The 21,790-nt window shown below is 61.0% G+C and carries 23 protein-coding genes and 1 pseudogene; 10 read left to right on the top strand and 14 right to left on the bottom strand.

Annotated features, from left to right (window positions below; translation table 11 throughout):
* Positions 1-39: 39 nt before the first annotated feature.
* From BM177_RS17400 to BM177_RS17395, 3 genes are all read right to left on the bottom strand, one after another.
* Entirely contained in the window at positions 40-720 is a 681-nt protein-coding gene (locus BM177_RS17400; protein ID WP_244532412.1) for a YkgJ family cysteine cluster protein, read from the bottom strand.
* A gap of 100 nt (positions 721-820) precedes the next feature.
* Positions 821-1,222, bottom strand: a complete 402-nt coding sequence (locus BM177_RS20220; RefSeq protein ID WP_175492681.1) for a hypothetical protein — start codon at positions 1,220-1,222, stop codon at positions 821-823.
* Positions 1,223-1,368: 146 nt separating this feature from the next.
* Positions 1,369-1,824 (bottom strand): DMT family transporter, encoded by a 456-nt coding sequence (locus tag BM177_RS17395; protein ID WP_244532409.1) that lies wholly within the window; start codon positions 1,822-1,824, stop codon positions 1,369-1,371.
* 487 nt (positions 1,825-2,311) lie between these two features.
* Here BM177_RS17395 and BM177_RS17385 point away from each other — a divergent pair, with 487 nt between their 5' ends.
* The 3 genes and pseudogenes from BM177_RS17385 to murJ all read left to right on the top strand — a co-directional run bounded on the left by BM177_RS17385 (position 2,312) and on the right by murJ (position 5,897).
* Entirely contained in the window at positions 2,312-3,733 is a 1,422-nt protein-coding gene (locus BM177_RS17385) for an aryl-sulfate sulfotransferase (RefSeq protein WP_091686196.1), read from the top strand.
* A 78-nt stretch (positions 3,734-3,811) separates the two neighbouring features.
* Positions 3,812-4,158, top strand: a pseudogene (locus BM177_RS20775) (IS481 family transposase); the annotation flags it as partial.
* A gap of 101 nt (positions 4,159-4,259) precedes the next feature.
* The gene (murJ, locus tag BM177_RS17375; RefSeq protein WP_244532408.1) at positions 4,260-5,897 is read left to right on the top strand and encodes a murein biosynthesis integral membrane protein MurJ; all 1,638 of its coding nucleotides are present in this window, start codon (positions 4,260-4,262) and stop codon (positions 5,895-5,897) included.
* A 10-nt stretch (positions 5,898-5,907) separates the two neighbouring features.
* Here the strand turns inward: murJ and BM177_RS17370 are convergent, their stop codons facing one another.
* Complete coding sequence (locus tag BM177_RS17370) at positions 5,908-7,305, bottom strand: amino acid permease (RefSeq protein ID WP_091686213.1); 1,398 nt, start codon at positions 7,303-7,305, stop codon at positions 5,908-5,910.
* 590 nt (positions 7,306-7,895) lie between these two features.
* Between BM177_RS17370 and BM177_RS17365 the strand changes: the two genes are divergently transcribed.
* Positions 7,896-9,419, top strand: a complete 1,524-nt coding sequence (locus BM177_RS17365) for a GumC family protein (RefSeq protein ID WP_139223707.1) — start codon at positions 7,896-7,898, stop codon at positions 9,417-9,419.
* Between the two features lie 27 nt (positions 9,420-9,446).
* Positions 9,447-10,925, top strand: coding sequence for an undecaprenyl-phosphate glucose phosphotransferase (locus tag BM177_RS17360; RefSeq protein WP_091686185.1), 1,479 nt, complete (start codon positions 9,447-9,449; stop codon positions 10,923-10,925).
* An 86-nt stretch (positions 10,926-11,011) separates the two neighbouring features.
* Here the strand turns inward: BM177_RS17360 and BM177_RS17355 are convergent, their stop codons facing one another.
* From BM177_RS17355 to BM177_RS17340, 4 genes are all read right to left on the bottom strand, one after another.
* Positions 11,012-11,224, bottom strand: coding sequence for a cold-shock protein (locus BM177_RS17355; protein WP_091686182.1), 213 nt, complete (start codon positions 11,222-11,224; stop codon positions 11,012-11,014).
* A 382-nt stretch (positions 11,225-11,606) separates the two neighbouring features.
* Positions 11,607-11,846 carry a biotin/lipoyl-containing protein gene (locus tag BM177_RS17350; protein WP_091686179.1) on the bottom strand — a complete coding sequence of 80 codons (240 nt, stop codon included), beginning with the start codon at positions 11,844-11,846 and terminating at the stop codon, positions 11,607-11,609.
* Positions 11,847-12,073: 227 nt separating this feature from the next.
* The gene (locus BM177_RS17345; protein ID WP_091686177.1) at positions 12,074-12,901 is read right to left on the bottom strand and encodes a PfkB family carbohydrate kinase; all 828 of its coding nucleotides are present in this window, start codon (positions 12,899-12,901) and stop codon (positions 12,074-12,076) included.
* A gap of 45 nt (positions 12,902-12,946) precedes the next feature.
* The gene (locus BM177_RS17340; RefSeq protein WP_175492680.1) at positions 12,947-14,761 is read right to left on the bottom strand and encodes a PHA/PHB synthase family protein; all 1,815 of its coding nucleotides are present in this window, start codon (positions 14,759-14,761) and stop codon (positions 12,947-12,949) included.
* A gap of 123 nt (positions 14,762-14,884) precedes the next feature.
* On the opposite strand from BM177_RS17340, the gene BM177_RS20965 reads away from it, so the two are divergent.
* Together BM177_RS20965 and BM177_RS17335 are read left to right on the top strand one after the other, a co-directional pair.
* Positions 14,885-15,019 carry a hypothetical protein gene (locus BM177_RS20965; protein ID WP_280140580.1) on the top strand — a complete coding sequence of 45 codons (135 nt, stop codon included), beginning with the start codon at positions 14,885-14,887 and terminating at the stop codon, positions 15,017-15,019.
* 175 nt (positions 15,020-15,194) lie between these two features.
* A complete protein-coding gene (locus tag BM177_RS17335) occupies positions 15,195-16,292 on the top strand; it encodes an NADH:flavin oxidoreductase/NADH oxidase (protein WP_091686173.1) in 1,098 nt (365 codons plus the stop codon).
* Here BM177_RS17335 and BM177_RS17330 read toward each other — a convergent pair.
* Both BM177_RS17330 and BM177_RS17325 read right to left on the bottom strand, forming a co-directional pair.
* Positions 16,274-16,852: a GNAT family N-acetyltransferase gene (locus tag BM177_RS17330; RefSeq protein WP_139223706.1), complete on the bottom strand. Its 579-nt coding sequence runs from the start codon at positions 16,850-16,852 to the stop codon at positions 16,274-16,276. The genes BM177_RS17335 and BM177_RS17330 overlap by 19 nt on opposite strands.
* A gap of 243 nt (positions 16,853-17,095) precedes the next feature.
* Complete coding sequence (locus tag BM177_RS17325; RefSeq protein ID WP_091686167.1) at positions 17,096-17,656, bottom strand: cytochrome b/b6 domain-containing protein; 561 nt, start codon at positions 17,654-17,656, stop codon at positions 17,096-17,098.
* 217 nt (positions 17,657-17,873) lie between these two features.
* Between BM177_RS17325 and BM177_RS17320 the strand changes: the two genes are divergently transcribed.
* The 3 genes from BM177_RS17320 to BM177_RS17310 are packed head-to-tail and all read left to right on the top strand — an operon-like array spanning position 17,874 to position 20,316.
* Entirely contained in the window at positions 17,874-18,224 is a 351-nt protein-coding gene (locus tag BM177_RS17320; protein WP_091686164.1) for a PepSY domain-containing protein, read from the top strand.
* Entirely contained in the window at positions 18,224-18,889 is a 666-nt protein-coding gene (locus BM177_RS17315; RefSeq protein WP_091686161.1) for a response regulator transcription factor, read from the top strand. The genes BM177_RS17320 and BM177_RS17315 overlap by 1 nt, the downstream gene beginning before the upstream one ends.
* Positions 18,886-20,316, top strand: coding sequence for an ATP-binding protein (locus BM177_RS17310; protein ID WP_091686158.1), 1,431 nt, complete (start codon positions 18,886-18,888; stop codon positions 20,314-20,316). Before BM177_RS17315 ends, BM177_RS17310 begins: the two co-directional genes overlap by 4 nt.
* 44 nt (positions 20,317-20,360) lie before the next feature.
* Here the strand turns inward: BM177_RS17310 and BM177_RS20210 are convergent, their stop codons facing one another.
* The 4 genes from BM177_RS20210 to BM177_RS17300 all read right to left on the bottom strand — a co-directional run.
* Entirely contained in the window at positions 20,361-20,531 is a 171-nt protein-coding gene (locus tag BM177_RS20210; protein WP_175492679.1) for a hypothetical protein, read from the bottom strand.
* 304 nt (positions 20,532-20,835) lie between these two features.
* Positions 20,836-21,039: a hypothetical protein gene (locus tag BM177_RS19670; RefSeq protein ID WP_139223705.1), complete on the bottom strand. Its 204-nt coding sequence runs from the start codon at positions 21,037-21,039 to the stop codon at positions 20,836-20,838.
* Between the two features lie 99 nt (positions 21,040-21,138).
* Positions 21,139-21,552, bottom strand: a complete 414-nt coding sequence (locus BM177_RS17305) for a hypothetical protein (RefSeq protein ID WP_139223704.1) — start codon at positions 21,550-21,552, stop codon at positions 21,139-21,141.
* A 143-nt stretch (positions 21,553-21,695) separates the two neighbouring features.
* Positions 21,696-21,790, bottom strand: a 95-nt coding sequence (locus BM177_RS17300; protein ID WP_280140582.1) for a LuxR C-terminal-related transcriptional regulator, incomplete at its 5' end; no start/stop codon positions are given.

The following is a 21,790-nucleotide window of genomic DNA, read 5'->3' as shown; positions in this document are numbered from 1 at the left end:
TCCTTGTCCTGTACCGCTCCCTGAGCGACGCCGTCGTTCCTAATTGCGGTCGGTCTGCTCTTCACATTTGCCGGGTTCGTCCTCCGCGTCCATTTCATCCAACCACGCTCCTAACGCCTCGATGTGCATTTTAATGGTCGTTTCGACAGACTCTGGCGGGGAAAGGCCTTCCGCGCCGCAATACGCCGCCACGGCTGCATCAACATCGAGCCAGGGCGAACCAATGCTCCCCTCGGACATGTCATCGAGCGCACGGCGAAAGTCGGCCCGCCGCTCATTTGCTTGCGCGTCAAACCGATGAAGCATATCGACCATGCGACGGTAGATGGGTCCGTAGCGGTCCCCCATCTCAAAATACGGCATGAGACCTTGGTCCTCGAGATAATCGATGACTTTCCCACCCACGCCGTAGACGCCGGCCGATTGCGGGTGTGCCGCAAGATGGCCGAAACTTTCCTCACCCTCAGGGCTGACCCAGCGGGCGAGGGGATAGATCCGGCAGGCCAGCGGCCGATCCTGATGTACGCCGCAGCCGCGCCCGTTCAAAAACACGCAGCCACCGTCAGATCCCCGTGTACGAAGAACGGTTCCTCCCGCTTCGGAATAATGTGTAATGAATTCGGTGGTGGAAATTCCTAGAAATCTTGACAACCTCAGGATTTCATAAGGACCAACACGAATGGCCTTGTTATGGCAGCAGCGCTTGCAGGCGTTACACACATAAGAAAAGGGACTGTCCCGCTGTAAAGAGAAGTCCACTCGGGAAATGAGATCACCGTATGAAATTGGCTGTTTCCTTTTGTGCGCCGGCGTCTGACAGCTAATCTTTGCCTTCGAATTTGCCCTCTGCTTTACCTTCTCCCTTGCCTTCTTCTTTGCCTTCGCCTCGCGCCCAGCGCTTGCCTTCGAATTTGCCTTCTCCTTTGCCGTCCAGCTTGCCTTCGAATTTCCCTTCAAATTTGCCTTCGAACTTACCGTCAAATTTACCTTCGAATTTTCCCCATCCTTTGCCTTCGCCTTTGCCTTCCCATTTCCCCTCTTCCTTGCCTTCGCCTTTGCCCTCTTCCTTGGCCTGAGCGTAAGCACCGACCGGACGCATGCCAAAGGAAGCGCCGAAGGTTGCGACCGCGGCAACCAAGGCGTTGGTTCTGCGGCGGGTCAGACTGACGCCTCGTTGCATACTCCCGGTCGATTTGACATCTTCTGGGTTGAACTCGGTCATATTGTGAATTCCTATTGTGGTTTTCTGTAATTTTCCGGCAACCGGCGGAGGGGGCAAAAGTTCCAATCAACAGCGATGCTTTACTGCGGTCGCCCTGCTTATTTTTTGAAGTCACATCTTTGCGCCGGCCATGCGCGAAGCAGCCGCTAAAACCTTGCGATGAGCGAAATTCCGCCGACCATCAGCATCGCGCCGAGAATTCGCCAACCATTGAGAGGATGAACCTCCATTCCAAACCAACCATATCTATCGATCATAAGCGACATGAGGATGTTCGCGGTGATCGTTAGTCCGGCAAAGGCACCGGCCCCGACTTTATTCACGAACAACAGCCCCGCGACCACAGCGAATGCGCCAACGAGGCCGCCGAGAGGCGCCCACCAGGGCATTGCGCTGACGCCTTCCAGCGTCGGAAAAGGTCGAGGCACACAAAGCCAGAGACACGCCAGAAACGCGACGATGGGGAGGAACGACACGAGGCTGGCGAGCCAGGGATTCGTCAGCGAATTGCGAAGCACGCCGTTCATCGGCGGTCCCCAAGCCTGCAAGGCTCCGGCGATCAGGATGAGGGGATAAAGCACGCTCGCGCTCATATTTTGCATTTAATCGTTCTCCAGTAAGCGGCGCCCGCCGCTTATGCGGCGAACGCAAGCGCAGGCGCGCGACGATCGTGCGGGCTTTGGGACTTTCCCGCGAATCACATTCGTGTGGGCGGCGAGCCGGGAGCAGCAAGGCCCTCACCGCCCCCTGGCGCCGCCCGGCGTGACGCCAGCGGGAATTCGAGGCGGAGGAATTCGAGGCGGAGGCGATAATTCGCCGATATCGCTCACCGGGTTGCAGCACGTCTCGGACATGATCCGCGCGGCGATCTGAACAGAGCAATTTCTTTGTTTGAGTCCGCGCAGCCGCGCTTCAGCGAGGGCGTTCGCCCGCACACCGTCAATTGACAGCGCAGATTTCCAACTATAAAAATAGTAAGTCTATAGATATTATCTATTTTACTCGTCGTGGCCGCCTGCACGATTGCCGTCTCCATCCGCCCTAGCCGGACATTCGCCGACCAGCCCTCTAACGAAAGGCCCCCGCACCATGATCTCTCGCGCATTCGCCCAGCGTCTCACTCCGCGCTGCGCCCGATGGCTTTCTCGATCGGCGGCGACCCTTGCGTTTTCGCAACTGGCGCTCATCGCTCCTGTTTTCGACGTTTCGGCGGAACCGAGCGTTTATCCCACAGGCGTCACGCGATACGACCCGGCGAAGGCCTACAATAGCTTCGTCATTTTCTCCGGTCCGGACAAGATCACCCGTCTCATCGACCTCAACGGGCACGTCGCGCGCGAGTGGAAATATGCCGGATTTCCGAGCCTTTTTCTCGATCCGGCTCTCGTGGGAGGCGCGCGCGGACGCGTCCTCGTCACTTTGTCGACGGTCGACGCCAACGGCGTCGGCGTTGTCCCGGGACGCGTCAATCTCGATATATCCAAGACGATCGGCGAGGTCGATTGGGATGGAAAAACCGTGTGGGAATGGGGCGGCGGCAAGGCGCCGGGCGACGCGGCGCAACAACATCATGACTGGCGCCGCCTCCCGAACGGCAATACGCTGATTCTGGCGAATCTGGTGCATCCTGTCGCGGGATTTGCGCAACCCCAGATCCTCGATGACGTCATCTATGAAATCAAACCTAACGGCGATATCGCCTGGAAGTGGATTGCATCCGACCATCTCGAAGAATTTGGATTTTCGCCAGATGAACTGAGGCTCGTCCGCAACGCGAAGACCGCCGACTACCTTCATGTCAACAATCTCAGCGTCCTTGGACCCAACCGCTGGTTCGACGCCGGCGACAAGCGGTTCGACCCTGACAATGTCCTGATAGATTCGCGGAACGCCAATTTCACAATCATCATCGATAAAAAGACCGGCAAGATCGTCTGGTCTCTGGGGCCGCATTATCCCACCGGCGACGAACTGACCGGCGGCAAGAAACAGATTCCGCGGCCCGTCGATCAGATCTCCGGCCAGCATGACGCGCATCTGATCGCCCAGGGACTGCCCGGCGCCGGAAACCTCCTCGTCTTCGACAATCAAGGCGAAGGCGGCTACCCACCGGTTCCGCTGGCCGTCACCGGCGGATCACGCGTGCTGGAAATCGACCCCGTCAAACAGGAGATCGTCTGGGAATATACCGGAGAAAGCTCCGGGCGACCGGGTTGGACATTCCGGTCAAGCTTCATCAGCAGCGCCAGACGCCTGCCCAACGGCAACACGCTGATCGACGAGGGCGCCAATGGCCGCTTCTTCCAGGTCACGCCGAAGGGCGAAATCGTCTGGGAATACGTCAGTCCTTATTTTGGTTCATTCCCGAACGGGCCTGGAGGCGACCAGAGCAATTGGGTCTACCGCGCTCAACCCGTGCCTTATGACTGGGCCCCGGCCGGCACACCTCACTCCGAAAACCCCGTAGCGCCTCCAGCTCTCGCGGAATTCCGGGCGTTTGCCGCGCCCTGACGCCAGAAACTGACGATATGAGGCGCGATGCCACGATCGCGGAGGTTGCGCAAAGGCGCGGCCCTTTTTGGCGGCGCCTTCCCGCCGCGCTACGCCGACGGACCACCAGCAAAACATACCTGACGCATATGTTTGACGCGCGTCGCCGGGAGAACGGCGTCGAACATTGGCTCGCCAGGTGAAAAACCCCTGGACCAGGTCGAGCGGATGAACCGGACAATCAGCGAAGCCCCCGTCAAACGCCTCACTACGAGACGCATGATCAGCCCAAAACGCATCTCCGCGATTTCATCAGCGCCTACACTAACGCGTGGCGCCTGAAAGCCCTCAAGGTTGTCGCGCCGTATGAATTCATCGTCAAAACATGGACAAATGAACCGGAACGATTCAAAATCCATCCAATCCGCCACAGGCCGGGAGCAAACGCCTCATCTGCCCCTTTCTCACGGGAAGAGGCGCCCGCCCGCCGGCCGCAGGAATGTCTGCGACAAGGCCGCCTTCGTCTCACGCAAAAGCGATTCATTCCTTGCTCACGAACGGACAACGACGCAACAGCCAGGCGCGGACGATCGGCATCGCTTCGGCAATCTGGGCCGGCTCGATTTTCCTCAGCCGCATCATGGGCCTTGTGCGCGAGCAAATCATTGGCCGCACGCTGGGGGCCAGTCGGGAGGCAGACCTTTATTTCGCGAGTTTCACGCTGCCGGATTTTCTGAATTATCTTCTCGCGGCGGGAGCCCTGTCGATCGTCTTCATCCCGATCTTCCTTCAGCACCTCGAACGCGGCGACGAGGCGGGCGGATGGGATGCGCTGAGCGTCATCGCCAATTTCATCCTCGTCATTGGACTCGTGGCCATCGCGCTGTTGATGGCTTTCGCGCGCCCGCTGACGTCTCTGGTCGCGCCCGGGTTTTCCCGTCCCGACGAAATCGACGCCTTGGTGCGGCTGATGCGGATCATTCTGCCGGCGCAGATCTTCCTGATCGTGGGAGGATTGCTGTCGGCGGCCCTGCAGGCCAAGGACCGCCATTTTCTGCCGGCGATGGCGCCTTTGGTCTATTCGGCCGGCATTATCGCCGGCGGCCTCGCTGGGGCCCGCCACCCAGGAATGGGCGCCGACGGATTCGCCTGGGGCGTGCTGGCCGGTTCCGCGCTGGGGCCGTTCGCGCTGCCGCTTTATGGCTGCCTCAGGGCGCGGATGCGGTGGCGCCCGATCCTGTCCCTTCATGACGCGGACCTGCGGCGTTATCTCTGGCTTTCGCTTCCGATCATGATCGGGTTCTCGATTGTCGTCGTCGACGAGTGGATCGTCAAGAACCAGGCCTCTTATCTTCCGGCCGGTGCCTTATCCTATCTGCAATATGGACGGACGCTGATGAAAGTGCCGATCGGCGTGTTCGGTATGGCCGCCGGGGTCGCCGCCTATCCGACGATCAGCCGCATGGTCGCGGCGGGCGATGTAGTCGAGGCCTACGCGGTCCTGTGCCGTTCGGTGCGGCTGATGCTGGCCTTGACGTTCGCGGCGCAGGTCTGCCTGACGCTTGCGGGGTTCGAGGCGTCCTATCTGGTATGGGGTTTGTTCGCCAGCCGGTTCAGCATCGCGGATGCAGAGGCGACGGGGACGATCCTCGCCTTTCTGTGCCTTGGCCTCAGCGGCTGGGCGGCGCAGACCCTGATCAGCCGAGGCTTTTACGCCCTGGGGCGGACATGGCTGCCAACCGCCGTCGGCACGTTGGTCGCGATCATGACAGCGCCACTCTATGTGGCGCTTCGCCATCAGGGCGGCGCGATCGGACTGGCGATCGCAAGCTCGATCGCCATCCTTCTTTATATTTTCATCCTTGGCTGGATGCAGCATCGACGCTTTGAAAAGGAGGCGGCGGCGATCGGCGCCACGCTCGATGCCGCGCCCAGTATGATGGAGGCGGCGGCGCGCCTCGCGGTGGCGGCGGGGATCGCGATCGGAATTGGATTGCGGCTGCGGCTTTACCTCCTTCATGCGCTGCCAGGCATGGGCCCCGGCGAAATCCTCTTGCGGGCCGGCATCCTCTGCGCGGCGGGTCTTTCCATTTATCTCGCCGTCGCCGGGCTTTTTGGCGTCAGCGAACTCGGAATCCTGAAACGCCTGCTTGCGCGCAGGCTCGGGTTTCAGCCGCCGGACTGATGGAAGCGGCTCAGCCCCGCGCGAGTTGGGCTCGCCGTGAGACCTGGTAACCGACGGCGAGCAAGGCGAACCAGAGAGGGGCGACATAGAGCGCCACGCGCGTGCCTTCATCCAGGCTGAGGAGCATCGCCACGAGGATGAGAAACGTCACGACGAACCAGTTCGAATACGGCGATCCCGGCATGCGGAAGCCGCCCTCCCGCAATCGGCCGGCCGCGACCGCCTTGCGGTAGCCAAGGTGGGAAATAACGATGATTATCCATGTCCACAGCGAGCCAACCAGGGAGATGCTGGTCACGTAAACGAAAACACGCTCCGGAATCGTGTAGTTCAGCGCGACGCCGATCAGCATGAGCGCCGCCGAAGCCGTGACGCCCGCCGCCGGGACATTGCCGCGGCTCACCGCGCCGAACGCTTTCGGGGCCTGCCCGGACCGGGCGAGGCTGAAGAGCATCCGCCCGGTGCTGAAGAGCCCGCTGTTGCACGAGGAGGCCGCGGCTGTGATCACGACAAAATTGATGAGTCCCGCGCCGCCCGGAATTCCTATCTTCGCCAGGACCAGGACAAAGGGGCTCGTATTGGCGTTCAACTGGGACCAGGGGACAAGCGACATGATGACCAGCAGCGCGCCGAGATAAAGGACCAGCATCCGCGCCACGACGCTGTTGATCGCGTGCGGCAATACGCTCTGCGGATCTTCGGTTTCCCCGGCGGAGACGCCGATGAGCTCCAGCCCTTCGTAAGAGAACATGACCATCTGCAGCGGCAAGATCACGCCCCACAGTCCGAAGGGGAAAAAGCCGCCGTGCGTCCAGAGATTGGAAAAGGCCGCGGTCTGTCCCAGAGCCCCGGCTTTGAACAAGATGATGGCGAAACCGATGACGATCAACCCGATGATGGTCAAAACCTTGATCAGCGCAAACCAGAATTCGATCTCTCCGAAATGTTTCACGGAGATCAGGTTCACGAAATACAAGAGGCCCAGAGTGATCAGCGCCGGTATCCATTGGGGGAGCTGAGGCAGCCAGTAATGTACATAGACGCCGACGGCGGTGATTTCCGCCATTCCGAGGACCACCCACATGAACCAGTACGACCAGCCCGTCATGAAGCCGGCCCATGGTCCGATGAACTCCTCCGCATAGCTGGCGAAGGATCCCGACACCGGCCTGTAGAGCAGCAGTTCTCCCAGCGCCCGCATGATGAAAAACATGATCACGCCGCCGATGGCGTAGGAGGCGACCAGTCCGGGACCGGCCTTCTGGATCGCCGTCGCCGAACCAAGAAACAGGCCGACGCCGATCGTTCCGCCGATGGCGATCATCTGGACGTGGCGGTTCTTGAGGCCCCGATGAAGCTCGTCGCGCCCGATCCGGCCCTTTTCCTCCCTCGTGTTCCGAAGGTGCATGTCGGCCTTTTTACTTGCGTCCGCGAGCGTCTCTCTTTGCTCATCGCAGTAATAGGGGAAGCCGGAGAACAAGCAAGCCTCGGCCCGGTGGTTCCACGCGGCGATGGCGAGAGGGTTTCGGTTCGACCGTGCGATCCCAATGACCCAGCGAGACGGCGCCCGAGGCGTGGAGGCCAGACCTTATCTGGCGCGTCCACGGCTGGTGATCGAGCGGCCGTTACGTGCGCGGGCAAAGCGTGCGGGGCAGGATCAAAAAAGAGCCAGGCAATTGATTTTAAACGGATATCATATTCGCATAATCTTTGTTATGGAGCTTCGTTATCTGATTTCCTGCGCAATGGAGACCTGTTAAGGGCTCCCTGTTCCGCCGCGAAAGTCAAATCCGGTTCGGCGAATCGTTCGACTGCTTAATGGCGGCGCCTGAAGCGCGTAATTCGTTGCGGCGTTCAATGTACAGTGATAAATAACGTTCCATATTAGGCGCTTCATATGCCTTCGGGCGGCTCGGCGCCGTAATTGATAAAGGGATCCGCCATCGCGATCGGATCAAAGCTCAATGCGATGCGCCCAGTTTCGTGAGGTGTCGGTCGGTGGCTGACTCTATTCGCCGACATGACCGACGGCAATACGCCGGTCACGTGCTTTATGGCGGCAGGGATTTCGCCGGCGCCGACCACCCGCCCCGCTCCATCTCGATGTTAAGGGTGGTCTTGTCGTGCCTCGTCAAGGACAGACGGCGGATTCTTATCGCGATGTCGTCGGTCATCGCTTTGGCGTTCCTTCTGGCGTTGATGATCAAACCGGTGTTTGTCGCAGATTCCACGCTGCTGGTTCTCCTTTCTCCCGATTATGCGCCACGCATGGCGGGAGACGAGTCGAAACCGGCCGCCTCGATTGTCGTGGATCGCGATGCGATCCTGAAAGACGAAGTGGAGATTTTGAACAGCGCAAGCCTCGCGAAGGAAACGTTGCGGAAGGTTGGTCTCGACCGGGTCTATCCGGACCTTCTGAAACCGCCGGGGCTTCGCGCGCAAATCAGCCAATCCATAGGCGATGGAATACGCGCCCTGTTCGCTCTGGCCGGAGCGCCAAAGGCGCCCGCGCGCGCGATCGATCCGCTCGATCTCGCCGCGGGGTCGTTTTCGAAGGACATGACCGCCACCGCCGACAAGGCCGGCAATATCATTGTCGTCACCTTCCGCCATCGAGATTCGGTGGTCGCCGCCGATGTGGTCAATACCCAGATCAATGATTATTTCGCGAAAAGAGCCGAATTGCTGCGCGACGAACAATCGGCTCTCGTGGCGCGACAGGCGGACGCCCTGCGAAAGGAACTCGATCGCGTTTCCCGCGCCTATTCCGAATTCAAAAATGAAAACGACATCTCCGATTTCAGCAATCAGCGCCTCCTCCTGCTCCGTCAGCAGAGTGAACTGGCGCGCGACCTGCAGGCCGCAGAACGCGCGATCGCCCAATCGACGCAACGGCTGGCGGTATTGCGGAAGGAACTCGACGCTCAGCCGTCTGACAATGGCCCCTATCGCAACCAGATCCGCACCCGCCCCGTCGTCCTGGATACGCTGCAGGTCGACAGGAACCGGTCGCAACAGGAGCTTGACGCGAGCAAGGCGCGGCGGGACATCGACACGACGCAACTCGCGCAGGTCGACGCCCAAATCAGGGCTCTCAGTCAGAAGGAATTCGAGCTGGAGCGTCTCGATGGCCAGCGCAAACTCGTGTCGGATAATTTCGGCAGGGTCATGAAGGCCCTCGACACGCGGATGTTTGAAGAAGACGTGATGGCCAAAAAGACGGCCAACGTCCGGGTCATTCAGGCCGCCGAAATTCCGGTGACCCCGAACAATCTACGCCTGGTGATTATCGCGGGGGGCGTCGCGCTTGGTTTGTTCGCGGGCCTTGCGACGGCGTTCCTCTCCGAGCTTTTCCGGCGCGGCTATCTGAGGCCCGAAACCCTCGAACATCACGTCCGCGTCCCGGTGCTGGTCAGCGTGCCTTTATTGCCAAATCCCCCGCAGCCAATTGCGGCGCCTGTCCCATTCAGGCCCGACATCGCCCCGGCCTCGGATTTCAGCGCCCGCCGAAACGTATCCTGATGGCGGTTAATCTGGGAGACATCGTCAATGGATTCTTATTCCGTCGGACATGAAGCGTCCACAAGAAGCTCGATCGGGGTCGCGGCGCCCGGCGGAAAACCAATTTCCGCGCCTGTGCTCATGAGCGTGGCGGCGTTCCTGGATCTTGCGCTGCTGCTGGCCGCGGCATGGCTCGCGGCGATCGCGGTAAACGTTTCGCTGCAGACGCCCTGGCGGCCGGATATGGCTCTCGCCGGCATTATCGGAGCTGGAGCAAGCTGGATTTATATCTCCGCGCATAAAGCCTATTCCCTGGAAATGTTCCGCAGCTTCGAGCGGCAGATCTCGCTGATCGTCAAGGCGATCGTCATTGCTGTCGGCGTGTCGATCACCTGTCTTTTCGTCGTCCAAGCGGAAGGGCCCGCGGAACGCGCTTTTCCTTTCGCCTTTGGCGTGAGCGCTTTTCTTGTTCTGGCGCTGTTTCGCTTGGTCCTTGGTTCATTGGTCGCGCAATGGACGAGGGATGGCAGATTTCGCCGCCGCATCGCCATCGTGGCGTTGAACGAATTCAGTCTGAAATTCATCGAACGCCTGCAGGCGGAGCCCAACGCTTTCGAAGTCGCCGGAGTGTACGATGATCGACTGCGCTCCGAACGCGTGCCGCCTGCTCTCGCAAATGTCCCGGTTCGAGGCTCGGTCGCGGACCTCGTTCGCGACAGCCGCGACGAGCATTTCGACGTGATCGCCGTGGCGTTGCCGCTTGGCGCCGTCGATCGCATCGCCGCTGTCCTCGAGCAGCTGAGCAGCACCGTCGCCGATGTTTGCCTGACGACCGACCTCGCCGGCTTCTCCTATCGGGTGGATCAGTTCGGAGCCCTCGGCTCCAATCCGGTCATCTCGATCGACGAAGCTCCGATGAAGGACTGGCGGGCGGCCAAAAAAGCCGCGTTCGACTATCTGGTCGGCGCGATCGCATTGGTGATCCTGGCTCCGGTCCTGGCTTTCATCGCCCTCGTCGTGCGCCTGGACAGCAAGGGACCGGCATTGTTCCGACAGCCGCGACTTGGCTTTAACAACCGAATGTTCACCTGCTACAAGTTCCGGACCATGTACACGGATAAAACGGACGTGCTGGCGGACCGGCAGACAACGCGGGACGATCCGCGCGTGACGCGATCTGGCAAATGGTTGCGAAAACTCAGCCTCGACGAATTGCCGCAATTGTTGAATGTGATGAACGGATCGATGTCTCTGGTGGGTCCCCGGCCGCACGCGCCAAACACAAAGGCGGCGAACCGGCTGTTCGCCGAAGTGGTGCAGCAATATGCCTTGCGCCACCGCGTGAAGCCCGGCATCACCGGCTGGGCCCAGGTCAACGGATGGCGCGGCGAGACCGCCACTGTGGAACAGATCCAAAACCGGGTGCGCTGCGATCTGTATTATATCGACAATTGGTCGCTCATTTTCGACCTCAAGATTATCGCACTGACAGTCTTGCGGGAGTTATACAGCAAGCGCGCCTTCTGATCGTAACTGGCGACAAGGACATTCTTCGGAGTTACAACGGTGCAAAGGACGGCGGCCATGGATGTCCACGGCCGCCAGCGTTGAATTCAGTCGGCGGCCTTGAGATTGTCGGCCGACATCTTGCCGCTCTTGCGGTCGGCGACAAGCTCGTAGGAAATCTTCTGGCCTTCGCGCAGGTCGCCTAGGCCGGCGCGCTCTACGGCGCTGATATGCACGAAAGCGTCAGCCCCGCCGCTATCGGGCGCAATAAAGCCGAACCCTTTGTCGGGATTAAACCATTTCACAGTTCCGGTCGTCATGGAACTTCCTTTTCAGTATCATAGTTGTTGCTTGCCTGCGGGAGCCGCTGGCCGTCGAAATCGCATTTTCAGGTGAGAAGAGCGTCCCTGCGCTGCGAATTTCTTCTACGCACGGGCAGTCATCGCCGTCTATCAACGCTTCGTCTATAATTAGACGCTTCTGAAAAAGCAAGGACGCCAACTTATTCTTGGAGTTGGCCGCAATAGCCGCCAGACGGATCGAACAGGCGGATTGTTGGCGCAAAATCTCCTCGCGCTAAGACTTTGACGCATCCTCTTGACGCGGCGGCGGCGCGTTTCATCGTCTCGCCACCCGCCATGGGGCTGGATCACATGCGATGCCCGGCGGCCTCGAAAGGCCCGACGATTGCAAACCTTTCGATCAGTCGATTAATTGCGCGAGCAAAGATCCTGGTTCAATGAGGGCGTTCGATGAAGCGACGATCCTGACTTTCCCGCCAGTGGGCGCAATGATGTCGTGGAGTGCGCCTTCAATACGCACCTGGGCCATAGCGTCGCCCGCGGAGACGACAGCGCCATCGGCGACGAACCATTTCTCAACGACCCCCTCAGGCAGCATGCCGGACCTCCAGAGACCTTCGTCCAATTTGACATCCGCCATGGGCTTTCCTCTCATTAGCAAAACCGCCGCCGGCACTCGATCCGGCCGGGCTACGTTTGTTATAGCGGAGGGAAGCCGGTCAGGTGAAGCGCCAAGTGAATTCATGGAAGCGCCAAGTGAAGTCATGGAATTGTCAAGAGGATAGCCATCCGTCGCCGCTGCGACGGCAAGTCGATCCTTAAACCAACGGTCCCTTTCCGCTCGTTCTTTCACGGGATATGGCGGACCTATGCCGTGGAAGCCTCAAACAAGTTTGTGCGGTCGATCAGGAAGCGCGCGGCGCGATCGCCGCCAAATCTCACGGAATCCGCGATGGACTGTCTCCGGATCAGGGCGTCGATCAGGCCTGCGCAAAACACATCGCCCGCACCCGAGCTGTCTTCGATCGGCGCGACCGGAGCGACCGGGATCCCGACTTCCCCGGCCGCGCTAAAGATCCTGACCGGCAGCGCGCCGTCGGTCAGGACGAAGGCCTCCATGGCCTCTCCGGCCACGGCTCGGCTGAAGGCGGACGGATCGGCCAATTGCGCGGCGGTCAGGTCGCTGCGGGAGGCGACCAGCACATGGCAGGGCCGGCGTTGGTCCGGTTCGAGCGGCGCTTGCGCCACGACGAGACTGCGCTTCATCGCAGCCTCCATCACTCGCGGCTCGAGGCGCCGCGCGTTGACATAGACGACATCGGCGGCCGCGGGAGGGAGGGCCGCGACAGGCGCATGCTCCGCCAACGCCGAGACGATAATCGTGCGTTCTCCCGACGGATCAATCAGCACTTCGACGGGTATGGTCCGGCCGGCGACCATTTTGACGTTTTCGAGATCGAAACCCATCTTGATCAGATCGTCGCGAAACGCCCGGCCTTGCGCGTCGTCGGCGAGCGTCGCCACAAGACGAACGCGATGCCCGAGGGCGATCAGCGCGGCTCCGGTGAAAAAACCGCCGCCTCCATAGCGATCCTCGACGCGTTCGTAGGAGCTCCGTCCGCCCGGCGCGAGGGGCGAGGCGAGGCGCCAAACCCGATCAAGATTCGGGCGCGCGACAACAAGAACATCGGCCATGCCCGAGATCTCGCATGAAACCCGGTCCGGCAAAAGAGCCGGGAGTCAGGCCTGGAGGACATAGGTTCCGGGCGCGGCGCAGAGCGGAGCGAACCCCTTCTCCGGCGCGCCGAGGCCCGGCGGAGGGACGCGGCCGCTCGACCGCGCTTCCATCCAGCTGGCCAAAGCCGGCCACCACGATCCTTCCACGACAGGGCTCGCCTCATACCACCGGTCCGGATCGACGTAGGGATCCCTGGACGGGCGGTGACTGGTGCGGTAGCGCCTGTGGGGATGGCCCGGTTCGTCGACGACGCCTCCGTTGTGGCCGCCGCTGGTCAGGACAAAGGTCACCTCTGTGGTCGTGACGAGATTGATCTTGTAGACCGAGCGCCACGGCGCAATGAAATCCCTCTCGGTGGCGACAGAAAATATCGGCGCGGAAATGTCCCGCAAGGCGATGGGCCGGCCGTTGACCTGAAAGCGGCCTTCAAAGAGGTCGTTGTTGAGGAAAAGGCTACGAAGATATTCGCTGTGCATGCGATAAGGCATGCGCGTCGCGTCAGCGTCCCACGCCATAAGGTCGAACATCGGGGCCGGCTGGCCTAAAAGGTATTCGCTGATCGAATGCGACCAGATCAGGGAGTTCGATTGCAGGAGCTGAAAGGCGCCGAGCATCTGCCTGCGTTCGAGCACCCCCTGGTCCCACATAACGTCATCGAGAAGGCTGATCTGGGCGTCGTCGATGAACAGCGTCAGCGGACCCGCTTCCGTGAAATCGACCTGGGAGGCGAGGAAGGTCAGCGAATTGAAGACATCGCTTCCGTTTCCAGCCAGAAGGGCCGCGACGATGGACAGCAATGTCCCGCCAAGGCAATAGCCGACCGCGTCGATCTTGCGTCCGGAGACGATCGCCTCCACCGCCTGAACCGCGTCGAGCAATCCGAGGCGGACATAGTCTTCCATCGACAGATCGCGGTCATCGCCTGTGGGATTCAACCAGGAGATGATGAACACGGTATGACCGCGATCGACCAGATATTTCACGAATGAATTGGAGGGCGAAAGATCGAGGATGTAATATTTCATGATCCACGCGGGAACGATCAGAACCGGTTCGGCGAAAACCTCCGTCGTCGTCGGTGAATATTGAATGAGTTCGATCAGCCGGTTCCGATAGATCACCGCGCCCCTGGTGACGGCGACCTCGTGGCCGGGCCGAAACGCGTTCGCGCCGACAGGAGGCGAATTCAGCATCGCCCGAACCTGGTCCGTGATCCAGTATCGCGCGCCGCGGGTCAGGTTTTCGCCGCGTTCCCGGATCGTCGCTTCAAGAACCTCGGGATTGGTCGCAATGCAATTCGCCGGAGACATCGCTTCCAGAATCTGATCGGCGACAAACGAGACGACATTTTCGTGATGTCGAGAAACGCCGACCACGCCGGACGTCGCGGCGCGCCACCAATTCTCGCGCATCAGGCAGGCCTGGCTGATCACGTTGAACGGCCAACGCCGCCAGGCGTCGTTCCTGAAGCGGCGATCGTCGGGCGGCGGCGCAATGCAATCGGGCGCGTTCCGATCGATGGACGCGAGCGCGGCGTAAGACGTCAGCCTGGCCGCGTCCCCCATCGCCCTTCGAACGAGGTTCATCTGTTTGCCCGGAGAAATGGCGAGATGCTGCGCCCAATCCAGATAGGCGAGCGCGAGAGCGGTTGGCGACAGGCCGGAGGTCAGCCTCCCGATTGCGGCATGGACCAGCCGGTCAAGCAGAACCGCGGGATCGAGGGCTTCCGCCGCCGAAGACGCGGGGGCGGCAAACATGCGCTGTTCGCGGGCCGCGAGCGTTTGGTGAGGCCGCGCCTGAAGCGCGTTCTTCGGCATGTCTCTTTTCTCCGTTTTCATCCCGCCATCCATGGGAATTTTGTGCGACGACTTATCGCGGGCCACATGGGACAGGAACAATCCTGTCCCCGACGGCGCAGAGCGTCGTCATGACCACATGTGATGCTCCGGCTGCATTTTTTCACGGTGACCGTCGCCGTGACGGGTCACGTCGAACACGGCAGGCGCAAGGAAATTCAAAGTCTGGGACATGTTTTCCATCGGGTCAACGGACGCCGCAAAAGCCGGATGTCCTGATCTGTTTTACCCGAACGGGCGCCCTTGGAATTCCTGAAAAAACATGGTGAGGCGCGATGTTGTCAGCGCCGCGTCGAGAAGCCGCAATTCCCTTTTTACAGCTTGCCGAGCTATCTTGCCGCGCGACCTTGCACAAACTCTCGGCTTGCGACGCCCCGCATCGAAAAGGCGGACAATGAGCGCATTGTTTACCCCCTACAGGATCGGCGCGCTCGAACTGCGCAATCGCATCGTGATCGCGCCGATGTGCCAGTACTCGGCGGACGAAGGCCGGGCGACGGACTGGCATCTTATCCATCTCGGAAATCTGGCGCTCTCCGGCGCGGGGCTCCTGATCATCGAGGCGACCGCCGTGTCGCCGGAAGGACGGATCAGCCCGGACGATCTCGGTCTGTGGTCGGACGAAACCGAAAGGGCGCTGGGCAGGGTTCTCGAAAGCGTGCGGCGCTATTCGGACATGCCGATCTCGATCCAGCTTGCGCATGCGGGACGCAAGGCGTCGACTTATTCGCCGTGGAAAGGATCCGGACAAATCGGGCCGCGCGAGCCGCGCGGATGGCGGACTGTCGCGCCTTCGGCTATTTCCTTCGGGGACGGAGAAAATCCCCCCGCCGCCCTCGACCGAGAGGGACTCGCCGCCATTCGCCACGCATTTGTGGAGGCGGCGCGACGGTCCGCGAGAATGGGGTTCGACGCCATCCAGCTGCATGGCGCGCATGGCTATCTGTTGCATCAATTTCTGTCGCCGCTCGCCAATCGCCGCGACGACGAATACGGCGGCTCCCTCGAAAACCGCATGCATTTTCCCCTTGAAATATTCGACGCCGTCCGAAATGTTTTCCCGGCCGAGCGGCCGGTCAGCATACGCGTCTCGGGAACCGACTGGGCCGAAGGAGGCTGGGATCTCGATCAGACCATCGAGTTCGCAAAAGCGCTCGCCGCGCGAGGATGCAGCGCCATCAACGTGTCGAGCGGCGGCCTGACCCCTTGTCAGAAAATCCCCGTCGGACCAGGCTATCAGGTGCCCCTCGCCCGGGCTGTAAAGGCGGCAACCGGCATGCCCACCGTCGCGGTCGGACTGATCACCGAGTTTAATCAGGCGGAGGCCGTCATCGGAACCGGAGACGCCGATTTTGTCGCGCTCGCCCGCGCAATTCTCTACAATCCGCGCTGGCCGTGGCATGCGGCGGCCCATTTCGGCGCGACGGTGAGAGCGCCGAACCAGTATTTGCGCTCTCAACCCTCCCGTTACCGTCATCTGTTCGACGACTGACAGAAATTCTCGCGCCGTGGCGTCGGACCGAAATCCCGGGGCTTGACCATGGCGCCAGGATACGGAAATCCGTTTGTGGCGGCGATCATGTTGAGGAGCCCGCGGAAATCCGCAAATGCTTCCTGGAGCAGCGAGGAGAAGCTTGGCCTGGGCTGAACGATATCAGCTTCCACTTCACCCTCGATCCAATACAAATCGCCGCCAAGATTTCGGACGATTTTCTGCATCGGCGCGTTGTCGACGAGGCAGGTCAGACGAATTCTGGTGATCGAGCGGTTGCGCGCGATCTCGACGAGCCGGCGCAAAAGTTCGGTCCCGACCCCATGATGCCGATCTTCCGATTCGACGCTGATAGCGACTTCGGCGTCGGCGCCCCAGGCCGGGTTTCGCGGACGCAACTCGCCGACGGCACGCAGGACGCCCTCCCTGAAGCAGCCAAGGACGATTCCGCCGGGGGGAAACATTGTTTCGCCGTAGGACTTGATCGTCGCGTCATCGACAGCATGGAGAAAACGCAAACGCCGGCCTTCAGGAGCGAGACGGAGCAGGTGATCGGTCACTTTGCCGCGCTCCAGAAACGAGAGTTTGCGGATCGCGGCGCCTGCATACGGCGGGGGCCTGTCGGGCCCGGTGGCGGATATATTGCGTTGCACAATAACGAAATGGGGGAGCTGAAGGCGATTGGCAAGACTTAAGCGCAAGAAATCGGGCTTGAGCGATCGCACGTCGCCATTGCAGGACGAACTTCCCGGCGCGCGCAGCGATATTCAGCGGGCGCCGGGGCTGAAACACACGCGGCGCGATCATCCCGCGCGCTTCCGGCCGGTGATCATCGCCCAGACAAGATTTTCCCGATGCTGCGCGCTGGCGGCGAAAACCCCTGCGAGGTGAAGCCCGACAAGAAGCAGCGTCAGATTGGCTGCGCCTTCATGCGCCTCCTCGACCCATGTGGCGCCCCAGGTTTTGGTGAGCATCATAATGCCGGTGGCGCAGGTGGCCGTTAGCATGACAAGAAGAGCGATCACCATCGCGCCGCCGGCCGGATTGTGTCCGACATAGCGTTTCGCCCGTAGGAGCGTTATGTCGATCAGGTAGGCGATGACGACGGACGGACGGTAAACGAAATCGTTGAAGCGGGCGTGAACCGTGCCGACGAAGCCCCAGAGAAGCCGGACAGCGACGAGTCCCACGATCACATAGCCGATGGCGACATGGAGCCGCTCGGAGTCCTCGCCCGTGAGCCAGGCGAAGGTGAAAGCGACGACGATGGACCAGTGAAAGATCCGCACCAGAGGATCCCAGACGCGCTGGCCCGTCAGCTGCGGAACGCGGCGGGCGCCGTTTGATTTGGCGAACGCGGACATCAGGCTTTGGCCTCCCTCGAGACGAACTCGCCCGTCAGAGCCAAGATGAGCGGGATAAGTGGCAATATACGACGCATCGTGTATTCCTCCGTTGCACTGTCCAGATCGCCGGAGAAAGCCGGGTCGGCGACTGGACGGACCGTAAAGATGATCCGCTGACGGATCGCTGAGGATGAGCGTCAGCGTCCTGTCATCGTGGGTCTGACAGATTGCTGCGATGATGGAATTATTCGAACGATGGCGGCGCTCGGCGCGGGCTCTGGCCTTAGGGGGCTGCGCCTTCGTTCCGCTGCTCGGCGCTTCAGGCAAGGAGCAGGCGGCGAGCGAACTGCGTGAGCAGGATCATGAGCGCGCGAGGGCCGCACGCGAGCGGGGCGAGGTCATGGCGCTGGAAGAGATCATGCCCGTCGTCCGGGAAAGATTTCCCGGAGATCTCGCTCAGATCGAGTTCGAACGCGATAACGGCGCCTGGATTTACGAGTTCAAGCTCATTAATTTTGAAGGCCGGCTGATCGAAGTGAAGGTCAACGCCAAAACAGGAGCTGTGCTCGATGCCGGGGGCGAGTGATGCGCGTGCTGCTGATCGAGGATGACGATCGCATCGCCCGCGACATCGCCACTTCGCTCAGGGCGTCCGGCTATGCCGTCGAGCGCGAGAAGGACGGCGAGGAGGCCTGGTTCCGCGGCGATACGGAGCCTTTCGACGCCGCGGTGCTTGATCTTGGGCTGCCGTCAATGGATGGCCTTGCCGTATTGAAGCGCTGGCGAGAGGCGGGACGACGCTTTCCGGTGTTGATTCTCACAGCCCGAGGCAGCTGGGCCGAACGGGTAGAGGGGATCGACGCCGGCGCGGACGATTATCTGCCGAAACCCTTCCGGATCGAAGAACTTGTCGCCCGTTTGCGAGCCTTGATCCGCCGATCCACGGGATTGGCTTCGGCGGTCCTGCGCAATGGTCCGGTGTCGCTCGACACCAGACGAATGGAGGTGAATGTGCGCGGGGCGCACATCAGCCTTTCGCCTCAGGAATATCGGCTTTTGTCTTACCTCATGCACCATGCCGGCCGCGTCATCTCGCAGCTCGAACTGACCGAACATCTCTACACACAAGATTTCGAGCGTGAATCCAATGCGGTCGAAGTGCTCATCGGACGGCTGAGGCGAAAGCTCGGCGTCGACCTGATCGAGACCCGCCGCGGCTTCGGCTACATGGTGGCGGAACCGGAAAAATGAGCCGGCGCTCCCTTCGTTTGCGCTTGCTGGCGCTGGCGTTGGCGTCAATCTCCGGCGCCCTCGTCATTTCCGGCGTCGGCCTCATCGTATTATTCCGGCGTCATGTGGAGCAGAGGATCGACAGAGAGCTCGAGACCTATGTCCGCCAGATCGGCGGCAATATCGCCTTCGGCCCGCAAGGCGCCGTCATCATTCCGCGGCAGCTCGCGGATCCTCGATTCGAGCAACCCCTGAGCGGGCTTTACTGGCAGGTGACCGACGAAGCGAACGGAAGCGTTTTGCGCTCGCGGTCGCTGTGGGATGCAAGACTCGAACTGCCCGAAGACGTTCTCGGCGATACGGGCGTTCACCGGCATCTGATCCCCGGTCCCGGCCGCGCGAAGCTGATCGTGCGGGAACGCAAGGTCACCTATGCGGCGCCGGAAGGACAACGGCGGTTGCGCATCGCCGTCGCGGTCGACAGCGCGGACGTCCGCGCTGCGGCTCAGACCTTCGCGCGCGATCTTGCGCCCTCGCTCGCAGTGCTCGGCCTGACGCTTTTCGCCGCCGCCTGGCTACAGGTTTGGCTGGGGCTTCGGCCACTGGAAGCGGTCCGGCGCGGCGTTGCGGCGATCCGGTCCGGGGCCAGGCGCAGGCTGCCCGCCGATTATCCCGACGAAGTGATGCCGCTGGTCGAGGAAGTGAACGTTCTGCTCGACGCTCAGGACAAGGCGATTGAAAGAGCGCGCGCGGCCGCCGGCGATCTTGCGCACGGGCTCAAGACCCCGCTGACCGTGCTCGGCGCCGATGCGCGGGCGTTGCGGGAGCGCGGCGAGGATAAAGTCGCCGACAGCATCGAGGAACTCACCGAGTCGATGCGGCGCCATATCGAACGCGCGCTCGCTTTTGCGCGACTCCGGCGCAGCCGCAGCGCGTCGCTGCCTCTGGCGCCGCTTATCGAGCGACTGGCGGCGGTGATTCGCAAGACGCCCACCGGCGAACCGCTTCACTGGGATGTCGATATTCCGGCTCCGCTCCGGGTCGCCGTTGATCAGGACGACCTCGCGGAGCTTTTTGGCAATCTGCTCGAAAACGCCGCCAAATGGGCGGCTTTCCGGGTTCGGGTTTCAGCCAGCGTCAACGCAACGACCGCCGACATCGCGATCGAGGACGACGGCCCGGGTATACCAAAGGCGGCGCGGGAGGCGGTTCTCCGGCGGGGCGTTCGTCTGGATCACGGGACGCCCGGAAGCGGACTGGGACTCGCCATCGCGCGGGAGGTCCTTGACGGCTGCGGCGGCGCCTTGCGCCTGGAGGAAAGCGCGCTCGGCGGCCTCCAGGCGATTGTTACGCTGCCGTCGGCCCCAAACCCCGGCGGATCGGGGACGGGCGAGGCGAAGCCGCGCGCTTCTCATCCCGCAACGCATACAACAAAGACGCGGCGCTGAACGCTGCGGGATGCGCCATCGCGCGCGGGAAGGAGAGCGGAGATTTAGAACGCAAGAAATTGTTTCAGCAGGACGACCGCGATGATCGCCAAGAGAATACCTACAAATATGCCGCCGATATTTTTCGCATGATTCGAGATCGGCAGGAGATTTACAAAATACACTGCGGGAATGACGAGTACGAGCGTGATAAGCACGCCCAGCATCTTGGGCATCCGCTGTTCCTTTCAATAATTGGTCGGGACCTTCGCTGGCGACCTGCCGCACAAACGGCAGCCTGCGATGGCGCATATACGCGCCTCGCCTGCTCATTGGCTAGAGTGCTTTCCGATCGCATGAAGTCATGCGATCGATCAGAATCGCTCCAGAGTCAAAAGCTTGAGCATAATCTTGTCGATTGGATTGATTCAATCTGATCGGAATATGCTCTAGCGGAACCTTCCTTCCGCCGCCCGCTTATCCTGTCAAATCTTGGCGGCTGCTCCAGCGAAGGCCTTGGGCTTTGGCGCGCCGTGGGGCTCAGCCATAAAAGTAATATCGGACCGCCAGGTAGAGCATGCCTGCGGGAAGGACGAAGCGCGTTGCAAGCAGGATTTGCCAGCATGCCCGGGCGACGGGATCATTGAACCGGGCTTCCGGGTCCGGCAAGGGCTTGGCGGCGGACTGCTCAGGGACTGCCTTTGAAGGTTGCATCGATTTACCTCTGATGTTGGCTTTCGACAAATCGAAAACTCCATGACATCGATTGGCGAAGGCTGGGGAGACTAGTGCGGCGATTGGCGCTCCGCAAGTTGCGCCGGCAAGTTGCGCCGGTTTGACTGGCTATGGCGGCGCCCTTTTGAAAACGATGACGTGTCCGGTCTCCTTGTCCGTGAGATCGAACTGATCCGGCGTCACGTCGCGGAAATAGGCAATGTAACCTTTGCCGTCTTTCATCTTGACCGCGACCATGCCGTCAATGTTCGGAAAAAAAGATCCTTGCACCAGACTTCCGGCTCCGGCGCCGATCTCGACCGATTTGTCGGAGTGAAAGTTGATCCGCCAGCCGTTTTCCGCCGCCGTCCATTGACCGAGAATCGGCTTGAGATCCGTCGAGTCGCTGAATTGGTGCAACACGATCAACGTCAACAACGCCAGAACGGCGGCGATCGGGATGCCGATCATAAGGCCGCGAGTTCTGCGATCTGGCGAGGAAACGCCAGCCGCCTCTGGTGATATGTCCTGATCCAAATTCATCTCTCGCTTCTGCCCAGGAAAACGGGTGCTCGCATCCAGGTCGGACGCATCTGCAGACGATCCCTTTTATATGCGCAAAGCTGTCAAAAAGCTGACGGTTCCGGCAGCATCGTCTGCGCCGACGATCCTTTGCGCGCCCATGATCACCTTTGTGAGGTGAGGACCATGCGCAGGAGCTGGGAGACGTTGCCGGCGTCCATCTTGGCCATGATGCTGGCGCGGTGGACCTCGACAGTGC

Source organism: Methylocapsa palsarum (genome assembly GCF_900114285.1).
In the GTDB taxonomy this organism is placed as follows: Bacteria; Pseudomonadota; Alphaproteobacteria; order Rhizobiales; family Beijerinckiaceae; genus Methylocapsa; species Methylocapsa palsarum.
The sequence above is the reverse complement of the archived record's forward strand: the minus strand, read 5'-3'. Positions and strand labels throughout refer to the sequence as shown.

What these genes read in the sequence shown, in the direction of transcription:
- BM177_RS17395 (WP_244532409.1), bottom strand. Translation starts at nt 1,824, where the DNA reads ATGCAAAATATGAGCGCGAGCGTGCTTTATCCCCTCATCCTGATCGCC.
- BM177_RS17315 (WP_091686161.1), top strand. Translation starts at nt 18,224, where the DNA reads ATGCGCGTGCTGCTGATCGAGGATGACGATCGCATCGCCCGCGACATC.
- BM177_RS20965 (WP_280140580.1), top strand. Translation starts at nt 14,885, where the DNA reads ATGCTCCGGCTGCATTTTTTCACGGTGACCGTCGCCGTGACGGGTCAC.
- BM177_RS17360 (WP_091686185.1), top strand. Translation starts at nt 9,447, where the DNA reads ATGGATTCTTATTCCGTCGGACATGAAGCGTCCACAAGAAGCTCGATC.
- BM177_RS17385 (WP_091686196.1), top strand. Translation starts at nt 2,312, where the DNA reads ATGATCTCTCGCGCATTCGCCCAGCGTCTCACTCCGCGCTGCGCCCGA.
- BM177_RS17350 (WP_091686179.1), bottom strand. Translation starts at nt 11,846, where the DNA reads ATGGCGGATGTCAAATTGGACGAAGGTCTCTGGAGGTCCGGCATGCTG.
- BM177_RS17305 (WP_139223704.1), bottom strand. Translation starts at nt 21,552, where the DNA reads ATGAATTTGGATCAGGACATATCACCAGAGGCGGCTGGCGTTTCCTCG.
- BM177_RS17325 (WP_091686167.1), bottom strand. Translation starts at nt 17,656, where the DNA reads ATGTCCGCGTTCGCCAAATCAAACGGCGCCCGCCGCGTTCCGCAGCTG.
- BM177_RS17320 (WP_091686164.1), top strand. Translation starts at nt 17,874, where the DNA reads ATGATGGAATTATTCGAACGATGGCGGCGCTCGGCGCGGGCTCTGGCC.
- BM177_RS20210 (WP_175492679.1), bottom strand. Translation starts at nt 20,531, where the DNA reads ATGCCCAAGATGCTGGGCGTGCTTATCACGCTCGTACTCGTCATTCCC.
- BM177_RS17335 (WP_091686173.1), top strand. Translation starts at nt 15,195, where the DNA reads ATGAGCGCATTGTTTACCCCCTACAGGATCGGCGCGCTCGAACTGCGC.
- BM177_RS17370 (WP_091686213.1), bottom strand. Translation starts at nt 7,305, where the DNA reads ATGCACCTTCGGAACACGAGGGAGGAAAAGGGCCGGATCGGGCGCGAC.
- BM177_RS17310 (WP_091686158.1), top strand. Translation starts at nt 18,886, where the DNA reads ATGAGCCGGCGCTCCCTTCGTTTGCGCTTGCTGGCGCTGGCGTTGGCG.
- BM177_RS20220 (WP_175492681.1), bottom strand. Translation starts at nt 1,222, where the DNA reads ATGACCGAGTTCAACCCAGAAGATGTCAAATCGACCGGGAGTATGCAA.
- BM177_RS17340 (WP_175492680.1), bottom strand. Translation starts at nt 14,761, where the DNA reads ATGCCGAAGAACGCGCTTCAGGCGCGGCCTCACCAAACGCTCGCGGCC.
- BM177_RS17355 (WP_091686182.1), bottom strand. Translation starts at nt 11,224, where the DNA reads ATGACGACCGGAACTGTGAAATGGTTTAATCCCGACAAAGGGTTCGGC.
- BM177_RS17345 (WP_091686177.1), bottom strand. Translation starts at nt 12,901, where the DNA reads ATGGCCGATGTTCTTGTTGTCGCGCGCCCGAATCTTGATCGGGTTTGG.